17 protein-coding genes are annotated in these 23,657 nt (G+C 71.6%); 11 read left to right on the top strand and 6 right to left on the bottom strand.

What is annotated here, in order from left to right:
* The first annotated feature begins 4 nt into the window (after positions 1 to 4).
* The 4 genes from EDF18_RS02360 (at position 5) to EDF18_RS02345 (ending at position 8,231) form a co-directional block, all read left to right on the top strand.
* Positions 5 to 2,950 carry a bifunctional [glutamine synthetase] adenylyltransferase/[glutamine synthetase]-adenylyl-L-tyrosine phosphorylase gene (locus EDF18_RS02360; protein ID WP_123546048.1) on the top strand — a complete coding sequence of 982 codons (2,946 nt, stop codon included), beginning with the start codon at positions 5 to 7 and terminating at the stop codon, positions 2,948 to 2,950.
* Positions 2,951 to 3,483: 533 nt separating this feature from the next.
* Positions 3,484 to 5,136 (top strand): glycosyltransferase family 2 protein, encoded by a 1,653-nt coding sequence (locus EDF18_RS02355; protein WP_123546046.1) that lies wholly within the window; start codon positions 3,484 to 3,486, stop codon positions 5,134 to 5,136.
* Positions 5,129 to 6,700: a glycosyl hydrolase gene (locus tag EDF18_RS02350; protein WP_233568949.1), complete on the top strand. Its 1,572-nt coding sequence runs from the start codon at positions 5,129 to 5,131 to the stop codon at positions 6,698 to 6,700. The genes EDF18_RS02355 and EDF18_RS02350 overlap by 8 nt, the downstream gene beginning before the upstream one ends.
* 85 nt (positions 6,701 to 6,785) lie before the next feature.
* Entirely contained in the window at positions 6,786 to 8,231 is a 1,446-nt protein-coding gene (locus EDF18_RS02345) for a UDP-glucose/GDP-mannose dehydrogenase family protein (protein ID WP_123546044.1), read from the top strand.
* Between the two features lie 117 nt (positions 8,232 to 8,348).
* Here EDF18_RS02345 and glnA read toward each other — a convergent pair whose 3' ends face one another.
* On the bottom strand, positions 8,349 to 9,773 hold the full coding sequence (glnA, locus tag EDF18_RS02340) for a type I glutamate--ammonia ligase (protein ID WP_123546042.1): 1,425 nt from the start codon (positions 9,771 to 9,773) through the stop codon (positions 8,349 to 8,351).
* Positions 9,774 to 9,911: 138 nt separating this feature from the next.
* On the opposite strand from glnA, the gene EDF18_RS02335 reads away from it, so the two are divergent.
* The gene (locus EDF18_RS02335; protein WP_194612238.1) at positions 9,912 to 10,352 is read left to right on the top strand and encodes an RDD family protein; all 441 of its coding nucleotides are present in this window, start codon (positions 9,912 to 9,914) and stop codon (positions 10,350 to 10,352) included.
* Positions 10,353 to 10,442: 90 nt separating this feature from the next.
* Here the strand turns inward: EDF18_RS02335 and EDF18_RS02330 are convergent, their stop codons facing one another.
* A complete protein-coding gene (locus EDF18_RS02330; RefSeq protein ID WP_123546040.1) occupies positions 10,443 to 11,165 on the bottom strand; it encodes a DUF4191 family protein in 723 nt (240 codons plus the stop codon).
* Between the two features lie 124 nt (positions 11,166 to 11,289).
* Here EDF18_RS02330 and EDF18_RS16205 point away from each other — a divergent pair, with 124 nt between their 5' ends.
* Positions 11,290 to 12,621: a hypothetical protein gene (locus EDF18_RS16205; RefSeq protein WP_123546038.1), complete on the top strand. Its 1,332-nt coding sequence runs from the start codon at positions 11,290 to 11,292 to the stop codon at positions 12,619 to 12,621.
* A 23-nt stretch (positions 12,622 to 12,644) separates the two neighbouring features.
* Here EDF18_RS16205 and sucB read toward each other — a convergent pair whose 3' ends face one another.
* From sucB to EDF18_RS02310, 3 genes are all read right to left on the bottom strand, one after another.
* Positions 12,645 to 14,171 carry a 2-oxoglutarate dehydrogenase, E2 component, dihydrolipoamide succinyltransferase gene (gene sucB / locus EDF18_RS02320; protein WP_123546036.1) on the bottom strand — a complete coding sequence of 509 codons (1,527 nt, stop codon included), beginning with the start codon at positions 14,169 to 14,171 and terminating at the stop codon, positions 12,645 to 12,647.
* A gap of 88 nt (positions 14,172 to 14,259) precedes the next feature.
* Positions 14,260 to 15,633, bottom strand: coding sequence for a dihydrolipoyl dehydrogenase (lpdA, locus tag EDF18_RS02315; protein ID WP_123546034.1), 1,374 nt, complete (start codon positions 15,631 to 15,633; stop codon positions 14,260 to 14,262).
* Positions 15,634 to 15,786: 153 nt separating this feature from the next.
* Positions 15,787 to 17,262 (bottom strand): leucyl aminopeptidase, encoded by a 1,476-nt coding sequence (locus EDF18_RS02310; protein ID WP_123546032.1) that lies wholly within the window; start codon positions 17,260 to 17,262, stop codon positions 15,787 to 15,789.
* Positions 17,263 to 17,348: 86 nt separating this feature from the next.
* Here EDF18_RS02310 and EDF18_RS02305 point away from each other — a divergent pair, with 86 nt between their 5' ends.
* The 5 genes from EDF18_RS02305 (at position 17,349) to EDF18_RS02285 (ending at position 23,150) form a co-directional block, all read left to right on the top strand.
* Positions 17,349 to 18,263 carry a proteasome assembly chaperone family protein gene (locus EDF18_RS02305; protein ID WP_123546030.1) on the top strand — a complete coding sequence of 305 codons (915 nt, stop codon included), beginning with the start codon at positions 17,349 to 17,351 and terminating at the stop codon, positions 18,261 to 18,263.
* A 71-nt stretch (positions 18,264 to 18,334) separates the two neighbouring features.
* Positions 18,335 to 19,675 (top strand): nitrate/nitrite transporter, encoded by a 1,341-nt coding sequence (locus EDF18_RS02300; RefSeq protein ID WP_123546028.1) that lies wholly within the window; start codon positions 18,335 to 18,337, stop codon positions 19,673 to 19,675.
* Positions 19,676 to 19,850: 175 nt separating this feature from the next.
* Positions 19,851 to 21,134: an RNA polymerase sigma factor gene (locus tag EDF18_RS02295; RefSeq protein WP_123546026.1), complete on the top strand. Its 1,284-nt coding sequence runs from the start codon at positions 19,851 to 19,853 to the stop codon at positions 21,132 to 21,134.
* A gap of 4 nt (positions 21,135 to 21,138) precedes the next feature.
* Complete coding sequence (locus tag EDF18_RS02290; protein WP_123546024.1) at positions 21,139 to 22,398, top strand: MurT ligase domain-containing protein; 1,260 nt, start codon at positions 21,139 to 21,141, stop codon at positions 22,396 to 22,398.
* A complete protein-coding gene (locus EDF18_RS02285) occupies positions 22,395 to 23,150 on the top strand; it encodes a cobyric acid synthase (protein ID WP_123546022.1) in 756 nt (251 codons plus the stop codon). Before EDF18_RS02290 ends, EDF18_RS02285 begins: the two co-directional genes overlap by 4 nt.
* A 107-nt stretch (positions 23,151 to 23,257) precedes the next feature.
* Here EDF18_RS02285 and EDF18_RS02280 read toward each other — a convergent pair whose 3' ends face one another.
* On the bottom strand, positions 23,258 to 23,485 hold the full coding sequence (locus EDF18_RS02280) for a hypothetical protein (protein ID WP_123546019.1): 228 nt from the start codon (positions 23,483 to 23,485) through the stop codon (positions 23,258 to 23,260).
* Positions 23,486 to 23,657: the final 172 nt, after the last annotated feature.

Genomic DNA, 23,657 nt, shown 5'->3' with positions numbered 1-23,657 from the left:
CACCATGCCCCGAGCCGCGACGGCCCTGTCCGACCTGGCGCGGCTCGGGTTCGCCGAGCTCGGCACCGCGCGCGAGCGGCTGGACCGCCTCGTCGAGGCGACCCCGTCGCTCGCGTCGGCCGTCGCCTCCTTCGCTCGCAGTCCCGATCCCGACCAGGCCCTGCTGCACCTCGAGCGTCTGCTCGAGCGCTCGCCCGACGGCGTCGCCGCGCTGCTCGAGGCCGGTGCGGGGGAGCGCCTGCTGCGCCTGCTCGGGTCGTCGTCCGGCCTCGCCGAGTTCCTGGTGCGCCGACCGGCCGAGCTCGGGCTGCTCCTGCAGCCCGCGCCCGTTCCCCGCAGTCGCGACGCCTACGTGGACGACCTCCAGTCGCGCGTAGCCGGGCTGGTCGACGAGGAGGCGCGGTTAGCCCTCCGCGTCGGCTACCGCCGTCACCTCGTGCAGATCGCCGGCTGGGACCTCGACCGGCCCGACCCGGTCGAGGCGCTCCCCGTGGTCGCCGCGGCCCTCGCCGACCTGGCCGGTGCCGCTCTGCACGCCGCCCTCGACGTGGCCCGGCGCGAGGTGCCGTTCCCCGCGGACGACGTGTCGCGCACGCGGCTCGCGGTGATCGGCATGGGCAAGGCGGGGGCACGCGAGCTGAACTACCTCAGCGACGTCGACGTCGTGTGGGTCGCCGAGGGCGCCGACGGCCTCGAGAACGGGCGCGCGGTCGAGATCGGCACCCGGCTCGCGGTGCACACCGTGCGGGCGATCACGGACCTCGCGCTCGAGCCCGAGCTCTGGGAGGTCGACTCCAACCTGCGGCCGGAAGGGAAGGACGGCGCCCTGGTCCGCACCCTCGAGTCGCACGTCGCCTACTACGAGCGCTGGGCGAAGGGATGGGAGTTCCAGGCGCTGCTCAAGGCGCGTCCGCTCGCGGGGGACGTCGACCTCGGCGACCGGTACGCGGAGCGCATCGCGCCGTTCGTGTGGTCCGCCGCCCAGCGCGAGGCCTTCGTCGAGTCGGTGCAGGCCATGCGCGAGCGCGTCACCGACCTCCTCCCCGCCGACGAGGTCGACCGGCAGCTGAAGCTGGGGCCCGGCGGGCTCCGCGACGTCGAGTTCACGATCCAGCTGCTGCAGCTCGTCCACGGCCAGGCGGACGACGGCGTGCGGCAGCGGTCGACGCTGGAGGCGCTGGCCGCCCTCGCGAGACGGGGCTACGTGGGGCGCGCCGAGGCCGCCGAGTTCGATCGCGACTACCGGGTGCTGCGCGTCCTCGAGCACCGCGTGCAGCTGGCGCACCTGCGGCGGACCCACCTGATGCCGACTGACGAGAACGCGCTCCGGGTGCTCGCGCGCTCCTCCGGGCTGAGCTCGTCGGGCACGGGTCTCGTGGAGGCGTGGCGCGAGGTGAAGCGGCGCGTCCGCACCCTGCACGAGCGCCTCTTCTACCGGCCCCTGCTCTCGGCGGTCGCGGCCCGTCCCGAGGAGGACCTCGCGCTCAGCAGCGACCAGGCCGCCGCCCGGCTGGCCGCGATCGGCTTCTCCGACCCGCGCGGTGCACTCGGGCACATCGCCGCCCTGACCGGGGGAGTCTCCCGGCGGGCGAGCATCCAGCGGCACCTGTTGCCCGCGATGCTGCAGTGGTTCGCCGACGGCACCGACCCCGACCTCGGACTGCTCGCCTTCCGCAGGCTCAGCGACGGGCTCGGCGAGTCGTACTGGTTCCTCCGCATGCTGCGCGACTCGTCGGGGGCTGCCCACCGGCTCACGACCGTCCTCTCGTCGTCGACGTTCGTCGCCGACCTGCTCGACCGGTCCCCGGAGGCGGCCGCCTGGTTCGAGTCCGACGCCGAGCTCAGACCACGGACGCTCGCCAGCCTGCTCGACGAGACGAGCGCCACCGTGGCGCGGCACGAGTCGAAGGAGGGGGCGGCCGGCGTGCTGCGGCAGGCCCGTCGCCGCGAGGTCCTCCGGCTGGCCATCTCGGGGATCCTGGGCCTCGTCACGATCGACCAGCTGGCTCAGGGGCTCACGGACGTCACGACCGCGACGATCACGGGCGCCCTCGCCCTGGCCCGTCGGGACGTGCCCGACATCGAGATGGCCGTCGTCGCCATGGGTCGCTACGGCGGACGCGAACTCGGGTTCGGGTCGGACGCCGACGTGCTCTTCGTCCACCGGGGGGCCGAGGGCGACGACACCTCGCAGCGCCGGGCCGCCGGCGTGGTGGCCGAGATGGGTCGTCTCACCTCGGACGCCCTCGTGCCGCTCGACCTCGACACGGGCCTGCGTCCCGAGGGCGGGAACGGACCGGTGACCAGGTCCCTCGCCTCCTACCGGGCGTACTACGCCAGGTGGTCGCTCACCTGGGAGGCCCAGTCGTTGCTGCGCGCCCGCGTGGTGGCGGGCGACGCCGGCCTGGGGGCCGAGTTCACCGCGCTGGCGGACGAGGTCCGCTACCCGGCGTCCCTCTCGGACCAGGAGGTGCGCGAGGTCAAGCGCATCAAGGCCCGCGTCGAGGCGGAGCGCCTCCCCAAGGGCGCCGAGCCGTCCCGTCACCTCAAGCTCGGCCGCGGCTCCCTGAGCGACGTGGAGTGGTTCGTGCAGTTGTTGCAGCTCCGGCACGCGCACGACGTCCCCGGTCTCCGCACGACCTCGACCCTGACCGCCCTCGAGGCGGCGGCCGCCGCCGGGCTCGTCGACGTCGAGGACGCGGCCAAGCTGCACGACGCCTGGCTGATGGCGTCCCGTGCCCGTTCCGCCGTCGTCCTCTGGACCTCGCGCACCTCGGACGTCCTGCCGACCGACCGTCGCCAGCTCGAGGGCGTCGCCCGCCTGATGGAGTACCCGCCGGGGTCGGCCACACGCCTCGAGGAGGACTACCTCGCGGTGACCCGTCGCGCGCGTGCGGTGTTCGAGCGGGGCTTCTACGGCCTGGACGAGGCGCCGGAGCCTACCGCCTGACCTCGCCCGGCGCGACCGGCGTCGCGGTCACGAGGTGCGACACGCCCGGGATGCACTCACCCGGGGGGTGACGCCCGAATTGGTCACGGGTGATTTTGTCGTACCCCGAAAAGGGGGTGCGTACCCCGGTCGAGATGTCTGCCGTGTTTCGGACGCATGACCGCCCAGCACGCACGGCCCCAGAGCGCCATGGGCTTTCCTCACCTCCCGCACCGCGGGCCGAGTCGAGGCGGGGTGGTCAGAACGGCCCTCTGACCTGGCTTTTCGCTCGCGGCCTCCGTGCGCTCAGGAGGGCAGGAAAGGGTCGTGTCCGGTGAGTGCCGCTGCGCCTCTGACAGGCACTCGGCCCTGTCGGCATTTCGTGCGACACCGATGGGAGGACAAGGGCGTACCCCGCCCGGCCGGGCCGAGTCCCCGAACGGGTGGTCGGTTGTGAGTCCCCTCCGAACCGCCGCAAGATTGCACCGACCCGACAGACCCCTTTCCTCGAAGACGCGGAATCATCCTTTTCCCATCCCCGTGAGGCGGCCCTCGTGTTGACTTTCATCCTCCAGATCCGATCGATGGCAGGCGGCCACGCCGAGCTGTACCTGTTCGCGGTCTACTCGGCATTCATCTGGATCCTGTGGATCATCAAGGTGCTGCTCTCGAGGCGGTACCGTCCCTTCACGGGGGAGTTCTCCGGCTCCACGAGCGTCGTCGTCCCCGTGGTCGACGAGCCCCTCGACCTCTTCCGCGACGTCATCGGCCGCATGGTCGAGCAGCAGCCGGGCGAGATCATCGTGGTCATCAACGGCAAGCCCAACCCGGAGCTGGCCGCCGTCTGCGACGAGTACGCCCCCCTCGTCCGCTGGGTGCACACCCCCATCCCCGGCAAGCGCAACGCCGTCATGATCGGCACCGAGCTCAGCCGCGGCGACATCACCGTGCTCGTCGACTCCGACACGGTGTGGACGCCGGGGACGCTCTCCGAGCTCGTCCGTCCCTTCGCCCACGAGAACGTCGGGGGCGTGACCACGCGTCAGCGCATCCTGGAGCCCGAGCGCAGCTGGATCACCCGTTGGGCCGACTGGCTCGAGAACTCGCGTGCGCTCTACTCGATGCCCGCGCAGAGCGTCCTGGGGCAGATCGGCTGCCTCCCCGGCCGGACGATCGCGTTCCGCCGCGAGATCCTCGTGCGGGTGATGGACCGGTTCATGACGGAGAAGTTCATGGGCGTCTTCCTCGAGGTCAGCGACGACCGCACCCTGACGAACCTCACGCTGAAGGAGGGCTACCGCACCGTCTACCAGCACACGAGCCTGGTCTACACGGACGCCCCGCTCGAGGTGAAGAAGCTGTTCAAGCAGCAGCTCCGCTGGGCCCGCGGCAGCCAGTACAACACGTTCCGGATGATGCCGTGGATGCTCGGGCACGCTCCGATGCTGGCGTTCTTCTTCGCGATGGACATCATCCTGCCCTTCCTCCTGATGGGCGTCATCGGCGGCTGGATCTACCGGGGCATCACCGGCCAGGGCGTCAACCTGTACCGCGGCATCCTTGCCGAGTACGGGGTCTCCACCGGGCTGGTCAGCATCGTGGTCCTGATGGTGCTGTCGTCCGTGCTCAGCATGGCCATCCGACAGATGCGGCACCTGGCCGAGAAGCCGTCGGACTTCCTCCGCCTGCCGGTCTTCATCATCGTGTCGACCTTCTTCCTCATGCCGATCCGCGTCATCGGGTTCTTCCGCATGGGGCACGCCAGCGGCTGGGGGACCCGTGCCGGCGCCTACGCCGGCGGAGCCGCGGACGACGCGGCCCAGCAGATGGCCCACCAGGCCACCGGCGACGACTCGCTGCAGGTCCTGGAGCGCGAGTTCGACGACGAGACCGATCCCGGCGTCGACGCCCTCTTCGACTTCGGCGGTTCCCCGACCCCGGCCGGTCCCACGTCGGACGCGACCACCGTCCGACGCGGCGACACGGGCGTGGTCCTGGTGCGGAGCCACCGCGCCGAGACGGCCGTCGAGACCGCGCCGTCGCCCCAGGACGACGCCGTGACGACCTCGTCGGCGACCGCCTTCGCCGCGGCCACGGCCCCCGTGGCCGCCGTCGCGCCTCCTCGTCGTCGCCTCAACCCCAAAGCCGGCTTCCCGTACCTGATCGGTGCCGTCATCATCGCCCTGGAGGTGTGGTTCATTGTCTGAGTCCCCGCAGACCTTCGTCGCCCCGCTGCACGTGCAGTCGGGAGCCTGGTGGGCCTCGTCCCACGGGAACGCCCGCCGCACGGCCCTCGGCGCGACCGCGACCGTCGTCCTGTTGGCCATGATCTCGTGGCTCATCTGGATCTCGCCGACGGACAACCCCGTCCGCACCGCCGTGCAGGAGGCGGTCGGCACGTCCCCTGCCCAGGTCACCACCCTCAAGGAGGACCGCTCGGCCCTCCTCGACCAGCTCGTCGCCGCCAAGCGGCAGCTCGCCGCGAGCAAGACCGAGCTGGCGGACGTGCAGCAGCAGGCTTGGACGTCCGAGGGGCAGCTCACCGACGCACAGGCTCGCCTCGCGTCGGCGCAGGACGCCCTCCGTGACGCCCAGGCCGCGACAGGCGGCGGCTCGTCGTCCGGCGGCGGCTCGTCGGCCGGCGGCGGCAACGGCAGCGGAGGCTCCGGGGCCGTGGCCACGGGGCCCAAGGGCGGCTCCGGCAGCGGCAACGGCTCAGGCGTCTCCGGCTCGGGCAGCGGCAGCGGCAACGGCTCAGGCGGGGGCGCGACGACCGGCCCCGTGCCGATCACCGCTCCGCCCCTCGCGGACATCGTCTCGCCGGAGTCGCGCTACTTCGGGCTCTACACGACCCAGTCGCCCTTCAGCTGGTCCGAGTTCGACGACGTGAGCACGAAGATCGGCGCGCAGCCGAACATGGCGGGCTACTTCCAGGGCTTCGACCAGGAGTTCAACGCCACGGCGGTCAACCGGTCGTGGGCCAAGGGCGACCTCCCGTTCCTCACCTGGGAGTCCCGACCGATCGCCGCCGGCAACGAGGCGGTCGTCGACCCGGACTACGAGCTGAGCAAGATCATCGAGGGCGACTTCGACGCGTACCTCACGCGCTGGGCCGACGCGCTCGTGGCCAACGGCCTGCCGATGGCCATCCGTCTCGACCACGAGATGAACGGCAACTGGTACCCGTGGGCCGAGGGCGTGAACGGGAACGAGAAGACCGAGTACGTGCAGATGTGGAGGCACGTGCACGACCTCTTCGAGGCACGCGGCGCGAACGAGCTCGTCGCCTGGGTCTGGGCCCCCACCCGGGTCGAGGGCGTGCCCACCAAGAACAGGGGCGTCGAGTACACGGCGAGCCTCTACCCCGGCGACGACTACGTCGACTGGGTGGGCATGACCGGCTACCTGCGGAACAGCCCCGAGACGCCCCAGACCGGCGACTTCCAGGGCACCTTCGGCAAGACGCTGGCGCAGCTGCGGCAGATCACGACCAAGCCGATCATCCTCGCCGAGATGGGCGCGGCCGAGCTCGGCACGACGAAGGACGCCCAGAAGCCGAAGTGGATCGACTCGCTCTTCAGCGAGCTGGCCAAGCCGGAGAACGACGACATCCTCGGGTTCTCCTGGTTCAACCTGACGGCCACGACCGTGTCCAGCGGCTCGTATCTCACGAACGACTGGCGGATCGTGTCCCGGCAGGACTCCCTCGACGCCTTCCGCCGCGGCATCGCCCGCACCGACACCGACTTCGCCCTGAGGACGCTGCCGTGACCACGGCCGACGACTCGAGGCTCTCGTCCCTCCCCACCCCCTCCGCCCCACTGACTGCAGCACCCCAGATCGCGAGGAGCGCATCATGAGCAAGAACACCAGCCCGGCCGACGGCGCCGGCACCGACCCCCAGTCCGTCGACGCCGCGGTGACGTCGGCCTCGACGAAGCCCCGCATCAGCGTCATCGGCACCGGCTACCTCGGGGCGACCCACGCCGCCGCGATGGCCGAGATGGGCTTCGACGTCATCGGCGTCGACACGGACCCCTCGAAGGTCGAGGCGCTCAGCCAGGGCCGAGTCCCCTTCTTCGAGCCGGGACTGCCCGAGCTGATCCTCCGCCACGTCGAGTCCGGTCGACTGCTCTTCACGACGGACATCGCCGAGGCCGTCGCCCTCTCCGACGTGCACTTCATCTGCGTCGGCACGCCGCAGCGCCGGGGGAGCCACGCCGCCAACCTGAGCTACGTCGAGGAGGCCACCCGCAAGGTCGCCGAGTCGCTCAGCCACGACGGCCTGATCGTCGGCAAGTCGACCGTGCCGGTCGGCACCGCGGCCCGCCTCCGGGAGATCGTGGCCGGCGTGCTGCCTCCCGGGGTGTCGGCCGACGTCGTGTGGAACCCGGAGTTCCTCCGCGAGGGCCACGCCGTCGAGGACACCCTGCGTCCCGACCGCATCGTCTTCGGCGGCACCGACGTCCGCAGCGAGGCGATCCTCCGCGAGGTCTACGCCGAGCCGATCTCGACGGGCACGCCCGTCATCTCGTGCGACCTGCCGACGGCCGAGCTGGTCAAGGTCAGCGCGAACGCGTTCCTGGCGACGAAGATCTCGTTCATCAACGCGATCAGCGAGCTCTGCGAGGCCGCCGGGGCGAACGTCTCGACGCTCGCGGACGCCCTCGGCTTCGACGACCGGATCGGCCGCAAGTTCCTCAACGCGGGCCTGGGCTTCGGGGGCGGCTGCCTGCCGAAGGACATCCGCGCGCTGATGTTCCGGGCCAACGAGCTGGGAGCGCACCGTGCGGTCAGCCTCATGCAGCAGGTCGACGAGATCAACATGGCCCAGCGCCAGCGGGTCATCGACCAGGCCATCGACGCCTGCGGCGGGTCGGTCCTGAACCGGCGCATCGCCGTCCTCGGCGCCGCGTTCAAGCCGCACACGGACGACGTCCGCGACTCGCCGGCCCTGAACGTGGCGGCGGCGCTGCACCTGCGCGGCGCCCAGGTGCTGGTCGTGGACCCGGAGGCGACCCAGACGGCCCAGCGCAGCTTCCCGACCCTGTCGTTCGCCGACAGCATCGAGGAGGCGGTCTCGGACGCCGACGCCGTGCTGCTGCTGACGGAGTGGCCCGAGTTCGTCAGCGCGGAGCCCTCGGCCCTCGCCGAGCTCGCGGCCAACCCCGTCGTGATCGACGCCCGGAACGTGCTCGACGCCGAGGTCTGGTCGAGCGGCGGCTGGGAGGTGCGACCCCTCGGCGGTCGTCGGACCCCGGCTCAGCGCCGCGTCCTCACCGGGAGCAGCATCCCCGCCTGACGCCGACCGGCGACGGGAGAAGGCCCGCACCCCGAGGGGGTGCGGGCCTTCTCCCGTCCGATGGCCACGACGACGGACGGGGCGCGACCGAGTTGGTCGCGCCCCGTCCGGTGTCGCCTAGACGCCGAAGTAGAGCTCGAACTCGAAGGGGTGCGGGCGCTGCGCCATCGGCAGGATCTCCTTCTCGCGCTTGTACGCGATCCACGTCTCGATGAGGTCCTCGGTGAAGACGTTGCCCTTGGTGAGGAACGCGTGGTCGGCCTCGAGCGCGTCGAGGGCGCCGTCGAGCGACGCGGGCACCTGGGGGATGCCCTTCGCCTCCTCGGGGGGCAGCTCGTAGAGGTCCTTGTCGACGGGCTCGTGCGGCTCGATCCGGTTCTGGATGCCGTCGAGGCCCGCCATCAGCTGCGCGGCGAACGCGAGGTAGGGGTTGGACGCGGCGTCGGGGACGCGGAACTCGATGCGCTTGGCCTTGGGGTTCGTGCCCGTGATCGGGATGCGGATGGCCGCCGAGCGGTTGCCCGCCGAGTAGACCAGGTTGACGGGGGCCTCGAAGCCCGGGATCAGCCGGTGGTACGAGTTGATCGAGGGGTTCGTGAAGGCGAGCACGGCGGGTGCGTGCTTCAGCAAGCCGCCGATGTACCAGCGAGCGAGGTCGGAGAGCCCGCCGTAGCCGTTCTCGTCGTAGAACAGCGGCTTGCCGTCGCTCCAGAGCGACTGGTGGGTGTGCATGCCCGAGCCGTTGTCGCCGAAGAGCGGCTTGGGCATGAAGGTCGCGACCTTGCCCCACTGCTCGGCGGTGTTCTTGACGATGTACTTGAACTTCAGGATGTCGTCGGCCGCGTGGACCATGGTGTCGAACTTGTAGTTGATCTCCTGCTGGCCGCCGGTGCCCACCTCGTGGTGGGCGCGCTCGAGCTCGAGGCCCGAGTCGATCAGCTTGAGGCTGATGTCGTCGCGAAGGTCGGCCGTCTTGTCGACCGGGCTGACCGGGAAGTAGCCGCCCTTGTAGGCGGTCTTGTTGGCGAGGTTGCCGCCCTCCTCGACACGGCCTGTGTTCCAGGCGCCCTCCTCGCTGTCGACGCTGTAGAAGCTGGCGTTCTGCTTCACCTCGTAGCGGACGTCGTCGAAGATGTAGAACTCGGCCTCGGGGGCGAAGAACGCCGTGTCGGCGATGCCGGTGGAGGCGAGGTACTTCTCGGCCTTCTTGGCCACCTGGCGGGGGTCGCGGCTGTAGAGCTCGCCGTTGCGCGGGTTGAAGATGTCGAACACGAGCACCAGGGTGCGCTCGGCGCGGAAGGGGTCGACGTAGCCCGTGGTGACGTCGGGGATGAGCTGCATGTCCGACTCGTGGATCGACGCGAAGCCGCGGATGGAGGACCCGTCGAAGAGCTGGCCGACGGAGAAGAACTCCTCGTCGACGGTGGACGCGGGGATGTTGAAGTGCTGCTGGACGCCGGGCAGGTCCGTGAACCGGATGTCGAGGAACTTGACGTCGGTGTCCGTGATGAACTTCAGCACCTCGGAAGAATCGGTGAACATCTAGGTGTCTCTCCAATGGGCTCAGATCGGTCAGACTGCCGGACGCAGCCTTCGACGACGTTATGGCGGGGCCGTTTCGTCGCGGTGTCCCCATTGTTTCAGAGATGTTACGGGTGCCGCGTCGGTAGGCTCGGAGGCATGCACGACGACCGCTCCCGCCCTCCGTCCGACCCCGTCGACGGCGGTGCGGCGCCCCGGCAGGACTGGCCGGGCCAGCGCCTCGGCCTGCCCCGCACGGGCCCGCGCTCGATCGCACGTCTCGGTCGCCGGATCGCCGGGGTGACGATCGACTGGGCGCTCGCCTACGTCGTCGCGTTCGCCTTCTTCGACGGCCAGGGGCTCGCCATCACGGTCGTCTTCAGCGTCGTCCAGATCCTCTTCCTGGTCACCCTCGGCGGCACCGTCGGTCACCTGGTCCTCGGCATGCGCCTCGTCCCGATGGCCGGTGGCCGGACCGGTCTCTGGCGCCCGGTCGTCCGGACCCTGCTGCTCGCGGTCGTCATCCCCGCGGTGGTCTGGGACCAAGACCAGAGGGGCCTGCACGACCGCGTGGCGGGGACGGTCCTCGTCCGCGTCTGACCGACGCTCCACAGACGGAGGCGCCCGTCCCCTCGAGGGGGACGGGCGCCTCCGTCCGTCGCCGGTCCGTTCAGCGGGTCGCGTCGACCGTCAGCGCGGTCGTCCGGCCCGCACCTTGAACGGGTCGACGCCCTTGGGGATCGGCAGGCCGTTCTTGCCGAGCGACTGGAGGCGGTTGCTCACGGCGAGCACCTCGTTCCGGTTCAGCGACGACTTGATCTTGTTCATGCGGCCGGCGATCTTGTGCAGCGGCACGGACTCGGCGTCGGGGCCGACGTGCAGCACCGTGATGGGGACGTTGGGCAGGATGCGTGCGACCTTGCGGCGCTCCTCGTCGACGAGCTTCTTGGTCTGCGCGACCGAGCCCTCGCCGATCAGCACGACGCCGCCCTTGCCGACGGCTCGGTAGACGGCGGCCTGCGAGCGGCCCTGGACCGCGACGGGCATCTCGGCGGCGCGCCACGAGCGACGGAGGCCGCTCTTCATGACGGCGCCCACGGCGCCGGGCTGCCCCTCGATCTGCGAGTAGGCGGCCCTCTCGGCCTTGCGTCCGAGGACGATCAGCAGCAGCAGGATGCCGAGCATCAGGCCGACCACGATGTACAGCACGAGCGCCAGGACGTTGCCTGCCGAGAGGAAGAGACCCGCGAGGACTCCGGCCGCGACCGGCAGCAGCAGCGCCAGCAGCATCAGCGGCAGCGCCGACTTGTCGACGCGGCGGGTCATCTTGAACACCTGCCACATCTGCGAGAAGCGGCCCGGTTCCTTGGGCGGCTTCGGGGACGTGTTCTCCGGTGACGTGCGTCGTGCCATGCAGACCAGGATACGGGGTCGCGAGCCGCCGTGGGTCCTCCCCGGGGGGCTCGCCGTCGTCGGTCGTCCCCGGCCGGGACGAGGAGGCGCGCGTCGGCCCCTCGGAGACCAGCACGATGGCCCCATGGTCACCTCCTCACTCGGCCCCTACGAGCTCGCGCCCGGGTCGTCCTGGCCCCCCGGTCCGGGCGGCGCCGTCGGGGGCACCGCGCCCGACGGCAGCCGGGTGCTGCTGCGTCGCTCGTCGCCGGCCCTCGTCGCGGCGGCGAGCTCGTCGCCGCACCCGCACCTCCTCCGCCCGGTCGACCTGATGGTCGACGACGAGGGCGCCCTCGTGGTCGTCTCGGACGAGCCGGGCGGGGAACGACTCGACAGGTGGGCTCGGCGCCGCGGCACGATGTCGGCCGGAGAGGCCGTCACGGTCCTGCTCCCCGTGCTCTCCGCGGTCGCCCACCTGGCCCGGCGGGGGACGGCGCTGGGCAGCGTCGGCCTCGAGGACGTCGTGCTCGACGACCGGGGCGCCCCGGTCCTCGTCGGCGGCAGGACCGCACAGCCCGGTGCGGCGCCGCTCGTGGCGGCGGCCGAGGGGGCTCAGGCCCTCGTCGAGGCCGTGGCAGGTGAGCTGTCTCCTCGCGACCGGGCCCGGTTGCGGGGCCCGAAGGGTGCCGACACCTGCCTGGACGAGCTCGTCGAGCGGGTCCACGACCTGGCTCCTCCCGTCGCGTTGCCGACCGTCGTGCCGAGCACGGGCGTCGAGGAGGCGGCGGTCGCCTGGCGACCACCGCTGGGAGACCCGCCGAGATCCGGCTGGACCAGCGTCCTGCCCGAGTCCGCGCTCCTCGACGGCGTCGCGGACTGGTGGGAGGCGGTCGCGGCCGTGCCGATCGTCGACCGACTGCGGGCGGTCAGGCCACGCGCCTGGGTCCTGGCCGGCCTCGTGGCAGTGTCTCTCGTGGTGGGGGCAGCCGTCGTGCCGCGGGGCGGCGACTCCGGCCTCGGGCGCTCCGACTCGGCTCCGCCCGCGGTGACGTCCCCTGCCGATCGGCCGTCCGGCCCGGCCGTCTCGGCGCCCGGCCCGGTCACCGCCGTCCCCGTCCCGGACCGCGCCCTTGACGAGCCGGTGAGCACGGAGGAGGCGGCGGTACGGGGCGACGACCCGCTCGCGGCGGCCACGGTGCTGCTCCGAGCCCGGGTCTCGTGCGTCCGCGAACCGTCGACGTCGTGCCTCGCAGCCGTGGACCAGGAAGGGTCGCCCGTGGCGGCGGGAGACTCCCGGATCATGGCCGACCTCGCGTCGGCGGGCGACCTGGTGCTGCCCACGGTCGTCGAGTCGGAGGTGCAACGGCTGGGGGAGACCGTCCTCCTCGCCTGCCGCACCGCCGACGACGAACCGGCCTCGGTCCTCGTGGTGAGGACCGAGGCCGGCTGGCGTCTCAGAGAGGTACTGCGTCGCTGACGTGCGCGATCACCGTGGCGAGGTCAGAAGCCCAGCACCCCGGCGAAGTCGCCCGCCTCGAGGCGGGTCTTGACCGCCACGAGGAACCGGGCGGCGTCCGCACCGTCGACGATGCGGTGGTCGTACGACAGGGCCAGGTAGACCATCGATCGGACCGCGATGGCGTCGGCGCCGTCCACGGAGACGACGACGGGGCGCTTCACCACGACGCCGGTTCCGAGGATGGCGACCTGGGGGAGGAACACCACGGGAGTGTCGAACAGCGCGCCCCGCGAGCCCGTGTTCGTCACCGTGAAGGTGCCGCCGGCCAGCTCGTCGGGCTTCAGCTTGTTGTCGCGCGTGCGCTGCGCCAGGTCCGCGATCTGGGCGGCGATGCCGGCCAGGTCGAGGTCGGACGCGTCCTTGATGACGGGCGTGAGCAGACCGCGCTCCGTGTCGACGGCCATGCTGACGTTCTCGTGGTCCGGGTAGACGATCGAGTCGCCGTCGACGGTGGCGTTCAGCTTCGGGTGCGCCTTGAGCGCCTCGGCGGCCGCGAGCGTGAAGAACGGCAGGAAGGACAGCTTGTTGCCGGTCTTCTCGAGGAACGCCGCCTTGTTCGCGTCACGGAACGTCGCGACGGCTGTGACGTCGACCTCGACCACGCTCGTGAGCTGGGCCATCGCCTGCATCGACTGGACGGCGCGCTCCGCGACGACCTTCCGCAAACGCGTCATGGGCACGGTCGTGCCGCGCAGCGGCGAGACCTCGACGGGCGCCGACGCCGTGGCCGACGTCGTGGACGCCGAGCTGGCGGCCTCGACGGCAGCGAGGACGTCCTCCTTGCGGATGCGGCCGCCGACACCGCTCCCGGTGAGGGTCGAGATGTCGATGCCCTTCTCGTTCGCGAGCTTCCGGACCAGTGGTGTGACGTAGCCGGTCGGAGCCGACGACGAGTCGGCCGAGGCCGCCGGCGCAGCGGCTGCCGGGGCGGCGGCTGCGGGGGCAGCAGCTGCAGGAGCGGCCGCCGCCGGGGCGGGAGCTGCCGCTGCGGGGGGCGCGGCCGCCGCGGGGGCCGCCGCGGCAGCCGGGGCGGTGGCGGCGACGGCCGGGGCCTGGTCGGCAGGCTGCTCGGCCGCCGGCGCCGGGTCGACGTCGTCCGCAGGTGCGGGGGCGTCGGCCGACGACTCCTCGCCGGGTGCCGGTGCCGCCGACGACGCGACGACGGCGTCGTCCGCCTCGTCCTGACCGCCCTCGGCCGGGCTCTCGGGCTGCGAGGCCTCGGGGGTCTCCTCGGCAGGAGCGTCGTCGGAGGAGTCGCCGCCCTGGCCGCTGCCGTCGCCGATGCGGACCAGCGCGGTCCCGACCTCGACGGTCTCGTCCTCGGGCACGAGGATCTCCTCGATGACGCCGGCGACGGGGGAGGGGATCTCCGTGTCGACCTTGTCGGTCGAGACCTCGAGCAGGGGCTCGTCGACCTCGACCCGGTCGCCGACGTTCTTCAGCCAGCGGGTGACCGTGCCCTCGGTGACACTCTCTCCGAGTGCCGGGAGGTTGACGGATTCGCTCATGCGGGGGACTCCTTCGAAGACATCGTGTGTCTGTGTGATCGGGTGGTGCGGAAGTGTGCGGGTGGTTCGGGTGTGACGGGGGACGCGACTACATCGCGTGGAGCGGCTTGCCCGCCAGGGCCAGCATCGCCTCTCCGAGAGCCTCGTTCTGGGTCGGGTGGGCGTGCACGAGCGGCGCGACGTCCTCCGGGTAGGCCTCCCAGTTGACGGCCAGCTGGGCCTCGCCGATGAGCTCGCCGACACGGGCGCCGATCATGTGGACCCCGACGACCGGACCGTCGACGACGCGGACGACCTTGACGGAGCCGCTGGTGCCGATGATGTGGCTCTTGCCGTTGCCGGCGAGGTTGTAGTCGTAGCTCGTCACCTTGTCGGGGCCGTGCTTCTCGGCCGCCTTGGCCTCCGTCAGGCCCACGGACGCGACCTCGGGGTCGGAGTAGGTGACCTTGGGGATGTTGGTGTCCTCGATGACCTGCGGCGCCAGGCCCGCGATCTCCTCGGCGACGAAAATGCCCTGCTGGAAGCTGCGGTGCGCGAGCTGCAGGCCGGGGACGATGTCGCCGATCGCGAACACGCCGGGGACGCTGGTGTGCAGTCGCTCGTCGGTGATGACGAAGCCGCGGTCGATGGTGACGCCCACCTCCTCGAAGCCGAGACCCTGGGTCGAGGGTCCGCGCCCCACGGCCACCAGCAACAAGTCGGCCTCGATCGTCTTGCCGTCCTCGAGGGTCACGACGACGCCGTCGTCGCTCTGCGTCACGCTCTTGAACCGGACGCCCAGCGCGAAGCCGATGCCGCGTTTGCGGAACGCGCGCTCGAACTGCTTCGAGATGGACTCCTCCTCGTTGGGGACGAGGTGGGGGAGGGCCTCCACGATCGTGACGTCGGAGCCGAAGGACTTCCAGACGCTCGCGAACTCGACGCCGATCACGCCGCCGCCGAGGATGGCGACACGGGCCGGCACGTGGTCGAGGGCCAGGGCGGCCTCGCTCGTGATGACCTTGCCGCCGATCTCGAGGCCCGGGAGGCTGCGCGAGTACGAGCCGGTCGCCAGGACGACGTTCTTGGCCGTCAGGGTGGTCTCGCCCACCTGGACTGTGGTGGGCGAGGTCAGACGACCTTCGCCCTCGACGACGGTGATGCCGCGGGCCTTCACGAGGCCCTGCAGGCCCTTGTACTTGCTGGCGACGACGCCCTCGCGGTAGGCCGTCACGGCCGGGACGTCGATGCCGTGGAAGTCCGTCGACACGCCGTACTTCGCGGACTCACGCGAGACGTCGGCGACCTCGGCGGAGTGCAGCAGCGCCTTGGTCGGGATGCAGCCCCGGTGGAGGCAGGTGCCGCCGAGCTTGTCCTTCTCGACCAGCGCGACGCTCAGCCCCAGCTCGGTGGCCCGCAGGGCCGCGGCGTAGCCGCCGCTGCCGCCGCCGAGCACCACCAGGTCAAAATTCTGTTCCGACACCCAGCAACTCCCTCGTGCGTTCGGAGGTTCCCGAGGCGGGGGAGGCGCCGTCGTGGTGACGTCGGCGTCGCGTCCGCGTCCACCTCGGTGAGGAGGAGGCGGCGTCGCCCGGGGGACCGATCTCGGCGGGTCGCTCCCGCCGCCTCGACCCTACTACGCGGCCGAAAAGTCGCGGGCCAGCTCTAGCAGCGTTCTCACGGAAACGCCCGTGGAGCCCTTGCCGGTGTAGCCCCAGCCCCCGCCCTTGTTGTTCGACGGCCCGGCGATGTCGAGGTGCGCCCAGGGCAGCGGCGTTCCCGTGCCCTGCTTCTCGCCCACGAACTCGTTCAGGAACACGCCCGCGAGCAGCATGCCGGCGGCGGTGTTCCCCGGGGTGGCGTTGACGAGGTCGGCGACGTCGGACTTGAGCCGGCTGCGCAGCTCGCCGGGGAGCGGCATGCGCCACGCCGCCTCGCCGGCGCGGTCGGCGAGCTCGACCACGCGGCTCGCGAGGTCGTCGTTGCCCATGACCCCGACGGTGCGGGTGCCGAGCGCGACGACCTGGGCGCCGGTCAGCGTCGCGACGTCGACGATCGCGTCGGGCTGCTCCTCGCTGGCCGCGACCAGGCCGTCGGCCATGACGAGGCGGCCCTCGGCGTCGGTGTTCGTCACCTCGACGGTGGTGCCGCCGCGGATCGTGAGGACGTCGTCGGGCCGGATGGCCGTGCCGCTCGGCATGTTCTCGGCGACGCAGAGCCAGGCCGTGAGGCGGACGGGCAGCTCGAGCCGCGCCGCGGCGACGACGACGGCGAGGACCGTGGCGGCGCCCGTCATGTCGTCCTTCATCCCCAGCATGCTGCCCGCAGGCTTCAGCGAGAGCCCCCCGGTGTCGTAGGTGATGCCCTTGCCGACGAGGGCGAGGTGCTTGGAGGCGCCCTCGGGCGCGTAGACGACCTTGACCATCCGTGGACCACGGCTGGACCCCTGGCCGACGCCCAGGATCCCCCCGAAGCCGCCCGCGCGCAGCTCGTCCTCGGCGAGGACGGTCACGTCGAGCGGCAGGTCCGTGGCGAGCTCGACGGCGTGGTCGGCGAGCGCCTGGGGGAACATCTGCTGCGGGGGAGTGTTGGCGAGGTCGCGGACCGTGTGGACGGCCTGTGCGACCACGGCCGCCTGCCGCACCGTCGCCTCCTCGACGTCGAGGTCGGTCGCGAGCACCAGGGTGCGGGCATGTCGGCGCGACTCCGACGCCGACGACCCGCGGAACGCGTCGAACTCGTAGGAGGCGAGGGCCGCGCCCTCGAGGACGGCCAGGGCCTCCGCCTCGGTCGAGACGGGCAGGTCGAGCACGACTCGGTCGACGCCGGTCAGCTGGCGGACGGCGGCGCCGGCCGCGTAGCGCAGGGCCTCGGCGTCGACGACGTCGCCGAGCCCCACGAGGGCCGTCACCGTCGCGGCGCCCGTGCTCGGCAGCTTCACGAGCTCGTCTCGCGCGCCGATGACCCCGAGCGCCCGCAGGTCCGACGGCAGGCCGGGCACGTCGCGGGTGACCGAGGGGCCGTCGGCCCCCGTGACGACTCCGACGACGAGGACGTCGGCCTCGACCTCGGCTGCGGGGGAACGGGTGGTGGACAGGAAGAGCTCGGTCATCCCTCGATCGTAGCCACCGCGGGTGTTCGCTCTCGGCACGTCGCCGGAGGCGGCCGGTGCCGGGCGGGTTGCCTAGCATTGAGGACATGCACGACCCCGCCGGACTCTACGACCTCGCTCCCGACGCCTCCGACGTGCCCGAAGGGCTGCCGCTCGTGGCGGGCCTGACCGGCTCTTCCGACGCGGGGGGCGCTGTGGGGCAGCTCGCCGAGTTCCTCGTGGGCGAGCTCGACCACTCGATGGTCGCCTCCTTCGACGCCGACGAGCTCCTGGACTACCGCGCCCGTCGCCCCGTCTTCACGTTCGACCAGGACCACATCTCCGAGGTCTCGACGGCGACCCTCTCGCTCCGGTTGATGAGGGACGACATCGGACAGCCCTTCCTCCTCCTGTCCGGTTTCGAGCCCGACTTCCAGTGGCAGCGGTTCACCTCCGCCGTCGTCGACCTCGTGCGTCGCTACCGGGTCTCGACGACCACGTGGGTCCACTCGATACCCATGCCCGTGCCCCACACGCGTCCGATCGGGGTCACGGTCAGCGGCAACCGGTCCGACCTCGTCGAGTCCCTGTCGGTGTGGCGGCCCGTGACCCAGGCGCCCGCGAACGCGCTGCACCTCGTCGAGCAGCGGCTCGGCGACTCCGGCCACCCCACCGCGGGCTTCGTCCTCCTGGTGCCGCACTACCTGGCCGACACCGAGTTCCCGGACGCCGCCGTCGCGGCGCTCTCGAGCATCAGCGCGGCGACGGGACTGATCTTCCCCACCGACCGGCTCCGCTCGGAGGGGCGCGACTTCCTCGCCAAGGTCGACGAGCAGGTGCAGGGCAACCACGAGCTCTCGCGGCTCGTCTCCACGCTCGAGGAACGCCACGACACCTACATGGAGGGCAACCCGCTCCCCTCGCCGCTCACGGACCAGGACGGCCAGGTCCCCTCCGCGGACGTCCTCGCCGCCGAGCTCGAGCGCTTCCTCGCCGGCCGGCGCAGCGACGAGGAGTCCTGACCCTCGACCGCTCCACGGCCGTCTCGCACGGCCAGGAATCGAGGACGCACGACTCCAGCTAGGGTCGTCGGGTGAACTCGTCGCGCGCCTGGCTCGTCTGGGGCGCCGCCGTCGTGGCCTACGTCGTCGCCGTCCTCCAGCGGTCCTCGCTCGGCGTCTCCGGGGTCGAGGCCCAGCACATCTTCGGCATCTCGGCGTCGACGCTGTCGACGCTGGCCGTCGTGCAGCTGATCGTCTACGCGGGCCTGCAGATCCCCGTGGGCGTGCTGCTCGACCGCGTCGGCCCCCGGGCCCTGATCGTCGCCGGCGGGGTCCTGCTGGTCGTCGGGCAGTCGGTGGTCGCGCTCGCGCCCCCGCACATCGGCGTCGCCATAGTCGGGCGCGTCCTCGTGGGCGCGGGCGACGCGATGACCTTCATCAGCGTCATCCGCCTGCTGCCCGCCTGGTTCCGAGGGCCGATCCTGCCCCAGATCTCGCAGTGGACCGGCAACGTCGGCCAGCTCGGCCAGGTGCTCTCGGCGGTGCCCCTCTCGATCGTCCTGCACGGCAGCGGCTGGCAGCCGGCCTTCCTCGGCGCGGCGGGCCTCTCGGTGGTCGCCGTCGTCCTCGTGGTGGTCGTCGTGCGGGACTCCCCGCTCGGACGCCCCGCCGAGTCGGCCGGGACGACCTGGCGCGACGCCGGTCGTCAGCTCGGGGAGAGCATCCGGCGACCCGGCACCCGCCTCGGCTTCTGGTCGCACTTCGTGACGCAGTCGTCCGGGACGGTCTTCAGCCTGCTCTGGGGCGTCCCCTTCCTCGTCGGGGCGCTCGGCTTCACGGCGACGCAGGCATCCGGCATGCTCACGCTGCTCGTCGCCTCCGGCGTCGTGGCCGGCCCGGTCCTCGGCCTGCTCACGGCCCGTTACCCGCTCCGGCGCTCGAACCTCGTCCTCGGCATCGTCGCGGCCCTGGGGATCACGTGGACCGTCCTGCTGGCCTGGCCGGGGCAGCCCCCGCAGTGGCTCGCGTTCGTCCTCGTCGTGGTGCTCGGCGTCGGGGGCCCCGGCAGCCTCATCGGCTTCGACTTCGCCCGGTCGTTCAACCCGATGCGCAGCCTCGGCGTGGCCAACGGCATCGTCAACGTCGGGGGCTTCCTGGCGAGCTTCGTGATGATGTTCCTCATCGGCGTCGTGCTCGACCAGCTCGACGCGGCACGGGTGGCCGGCGGGGCGCCGAGCGACCTCTTCTCGTTCGAGTCGTTCCGCGTCGCGTTCCTGGTCCAGTACGTGGTCGTCGGCGGAGGCGTCGTCTGCCTCGTCCTGGAGCGCCGACGCACGCGGCGCCTCCTTCACCTCGAGGAGGGAATCCAGGTGGCCCCCCTGTGGGTTGCACTGAACAGGAGATGGCAGACCCGCCGTCGGCGGAGTTCCTGACGCCCGGGGCGGCCCGTGGTCGGCGTCGCCGACCAGACGTGCAATAATCGGAGTCGGACCCGTTCATGTTCCGTGCAGGTGCTCGACTCTCGTCGGGGCGCTCAGCCATGGGGACTTGACATGGGTCCTAGTACTGCCCGAAAGACCCAGTGCAGATGAAGTGGAAGGTGTTCGCATGGCTACTCGCAGCAAGGCGACCACGGTCGTCGACGAGACCGTGACCGACGGCGTGGTGCTCGAGACCGAGCCCGCGACGACCGAGGAGGCGCCCGCGGCGCCCAAGAAGGCCCCCGCCAAGCGGGCGCCCGCCAAGAAGGCGGCGGCTGCCAAGGCACCCGCCGCGAAGAAGGCCGCCCCCGCGAAGGCGGCGAAGGCCGCTGAGCCCGAGGGTGACGACGAGGCCGAGCCCGTCGACGCCGACGCGGCCGACACAGACGCGGACGGCGAGGGCGGCAAGCCCACGACCCCCGAGGTGCTGCCCGCAGGGGCCCTCGTCATCTCGCAGGACGACGACGACGAGATGCCCGTCTACTCGACGACGATCACCGGCGCCACCGCCGACCCGGTCAAGGACTACCTGAAGCAGATCGGCAAGGTCGCCCTGCTGAACGCCGCGGAGGAGGTCGAGCTCGCGATGCGCATCGAGGCCGGTCTCTTCGCCGAGGACAAGCTCTCCCACAGCACGGGCCTCAGCAAGGAGCTCGAGCGCGAGCTCCGCTGGGTGTCGCGCGACGGTCAGCGGGCCAAGAGCCACCTCCTCGGGGCCAACCTGCGACTCGTCGTCAGCCTCGCCAAGCGCTACACGGGCCGGGGCATGCAGTTCCTCGACCTCATCCAGGAGGGGAACCTGGGCCTCATCCGTGCGGTCGAGAAGTTCGACTACACCAAGGGCTTCAAGTTCTCGACCTACGCCACCTGGTGGATCCGCCAGGCGATCACGCGGGCCATGGCCGACCAGGCGCGCACCATCCGCATCCCCGTGCACATGGTCGAGGTCATCAACAAGCTCGCCCGCGTCCAGCGGCAGATGCTGCAGGACCTCGGCCGCGAGCCCACGCCCGAAGAACTGAGCCGCGAGCTCGACATGACGCCCGAGAAGGTCGTCGAGGTCCAGAAGTACGGCCGCGAGCCCATCTCGCTGCACACCCCCCTCGGCGAGGACGGCGACAGCGAGTTCGGCGACCTCATCGAGGACACGGAGGCGGTCGTCCCGGCCGACGCCGTGGGCTTCACCATGCTCCAGAAGCAGCTCGAGTCGCTCCTCGACAGCCTGTCCGAGCGCGAGGCCGGCGTCATCCGCATGCGCTTCGGCCTCGGCGACGGCATGCCGAAGACGCTCGACCAGATCGGCGACACGTTCGGCGTGACCCGCGAGCGCATCCGCCAGATCGAGTCCAAGACGATGGCCAAGCTCCGCCACCCGTCCCGGTCGCAGTCGCTCCGCGACTACCTCGAGTAGGCCCGTGCGATACCTCGTGCCCGTCCTGGCGGGCCGGCTCGTCCGTGCGGTCGCCCGCCTCCGCGGCGGCGGCTCGGCCTACCCGGGCCGCACCGTCCTCGCGCTGGCGCCCGACTTCCTCACCCACGTCTCGTCGCAGTTCGAGCAGGGCGTCGTCTTCGTCCTCGGCTCGAACGGCAAGTCGACGACCACGATGATGCTGACCGAGACGCTCCGGGCCCACGGCCTCCGCGTCTTCACGAACCCCACCGGCGCCAACCTCCCGCAGGGCATCGCCTCTGCGTTCCTCCGCGAGGTGACGCCGTTCGGCCGCGTGAAGCACGACATCGGCGTGATCGAGGTCGACGAGGCCTTCGCGGTCGAGCTGACCCGATCGCTGCACCCGTCGACCGTGCTCATGCTCAACGTGCAGGTCGACCAGCTCTACCGCTTCTTCGAGACCGAGCGCGTCGGCACGATGATGACGGACACCGCGGCCCTGGCCACGCGCGCCGTCGTGACGAACCGCGACGACCAGCACCTCGCCCCCTACGAAGCGAAGCCCGGCCAGACGGTCACGCGCTTCGGCGCCGCCCCCGACGTCGTCGCTGCCGCGCCCAACGGGCTGCAGAACGCGAACGACTTCTCCCGCGAGGCGGACTCCACCCGTCCCGTCGAGGCCGAGGTCGTCGCGATGGACGGCGACCGCGCGAGCATCCGGGTCGGCGAGACCACCGTCGACGTGCGGCTCCCCGCCCGCGGGCTGCACTACGCCGTCGACGCGGCGGCGGCCCTGCAGACCGCGTCGGTCGTGCTCGGCGAGCCCGTCGACCAGGAGGCGGTGGCTCGTGCCTTCGACACGATGAAGCCGGCCTACGGTCGGGGCGAGCGCATGTCGCTCGGCGCCGACGAGGCCGAGTTCATCATGTTCAAGAACGCGGCCAGCCTGCAGCTGAACCTCGACGCACTGCCGCAGGGCGCCGAGCAGGTCATGCTCGCGATCGACGAGGGCACGCCCGACATCTCGTGGATCTACGACATCGACTTCTCGCGCCTCGACCACGTCGACGTGCTGGCGGGCGCCAAGGCCTGGCAGCTCGCCCTGCGCCTCGAGCACGAGGGCATCCCCGTGCACGTGATCGAGGAGGACATCGCGAAGGCGATAAAGCTGATGCGCGCGCTGCCCTCGCCCCGCGACCACACGAAGCACTTCGTGACCAACTACGAGCAGATGATGCTGGCCCGTCGCATCCTCGGCCACCCCGACCTGGAGAAGACCGCGTGAGCGCCGACACCCTCCGCCTCGTCCACCTCTACCCCGAGCAGCTCGGGGTCAGCGGCGACCGGGGAAACGTCACGACGCTGGTGGCCCGTGCGCGGCGCGCCGGCCTCGAGACCGAGGTCGTGGAGTACCGGGTCGGCGACGACGTGCCCACCGTGGCCGACGTCGTCCTCCTCGGGCACGGCCCGCTCTCGGGGGTCCGCTCGGTGAGCGCCGACGCCCAGCGCCTCGTCCCGGCCCTCGAGGGCTTCGCCGCGTCGGGCGTCCCCGTGATCGGGGTCGGCGGCGGCATGGAGCTGCTGACCAGGGGCGTCGTCACCGAGCAGGGCGAGACCGTCACCGGCATCGGGTTCTTCGACGCCACGGTCCGTCGCGGCGCCCCGCGCCGGACGAACTACTTCCAGGTGACGACGACCTACGGCGGGGACGAGCTGACCCTCTTCGGCTTCGAGGACCACGCCGCACACCTCGAGCTCGGCACCGGCGTCGAGGCCTTCGGCCGTGTGGTGCACGGCGGGGGCAACGGGACCGGCGGCGCCGAGGGCGTCGTGCGCGGCGCCTCCTTCGGCACGCAGCTCAAGGGGCCGTTGCTGCCCCTCAACCCGGCGCTGAGCGACCGGGTGCTCCGCGCGGCGCTGACGCGTCGCAGCATCTCGTACCACGCGGGGGAGGCGCACGCGAAGCTCGACGAGTACGCCGAGCAGTCGCAGCGCGTCATCCGCGAGAACCTCGAGCGGTCGTTCAAGGCCATGTGACCGGGTCTCCGCCGTCGGACACATGAAGGGCCCGCATCCGTGAGGATGCGGGCCCTTCGTCGTGCCGCCGAGGTGCTGCTCCCCGGACGGTCTCGTGGTCGTCGAGCTCAGTGCTCGTGGAGCTTGGAGCTCTCGTCCAGCCACTCGACTGCGGTGGGCTGGAGCTTGTCCTTGACCTTGGCACCGTGGTGCGCGCAGAACAACAGCTCGCCGCTCGCCATGGTCACGCGGACGTAGGCCTGGGCCCCGCAGCTGTCGCAACGGTCGGCGGCGGAGAGCTGGTAGCGGGAGCCGAGCTCGTCGACGGCGGTGTGGTCGGTGGCCATCTGAGTCATGTGATGCTCCTCCTGACGGTGGTGCTGCGGATGTGAAGACCTCATCAAAACACGCGCTCCCGGGTATCGGGTGCGATCCGAGCCGATTTCGCTCATCGCGTAGTGACGGAGGGGGGTGAGCGCCTCCCGGGACTGTCCGTGGGCGCTCGTAGGATGGAACCAGACCCCCGCC

Origin of the sequence: Frigoribacterium sp. PhB107 (assembly GCF_003751515.1) — a bacterium.
Classification (GTDB): Bacteria; Actinomycetota; Actinomycetes; order Actinomycetales; family Microbacteriaceae; genus Frigoribacterium.
This window is presented reverse-complemented; position numbering and strand designations above follow the sequence as displayed.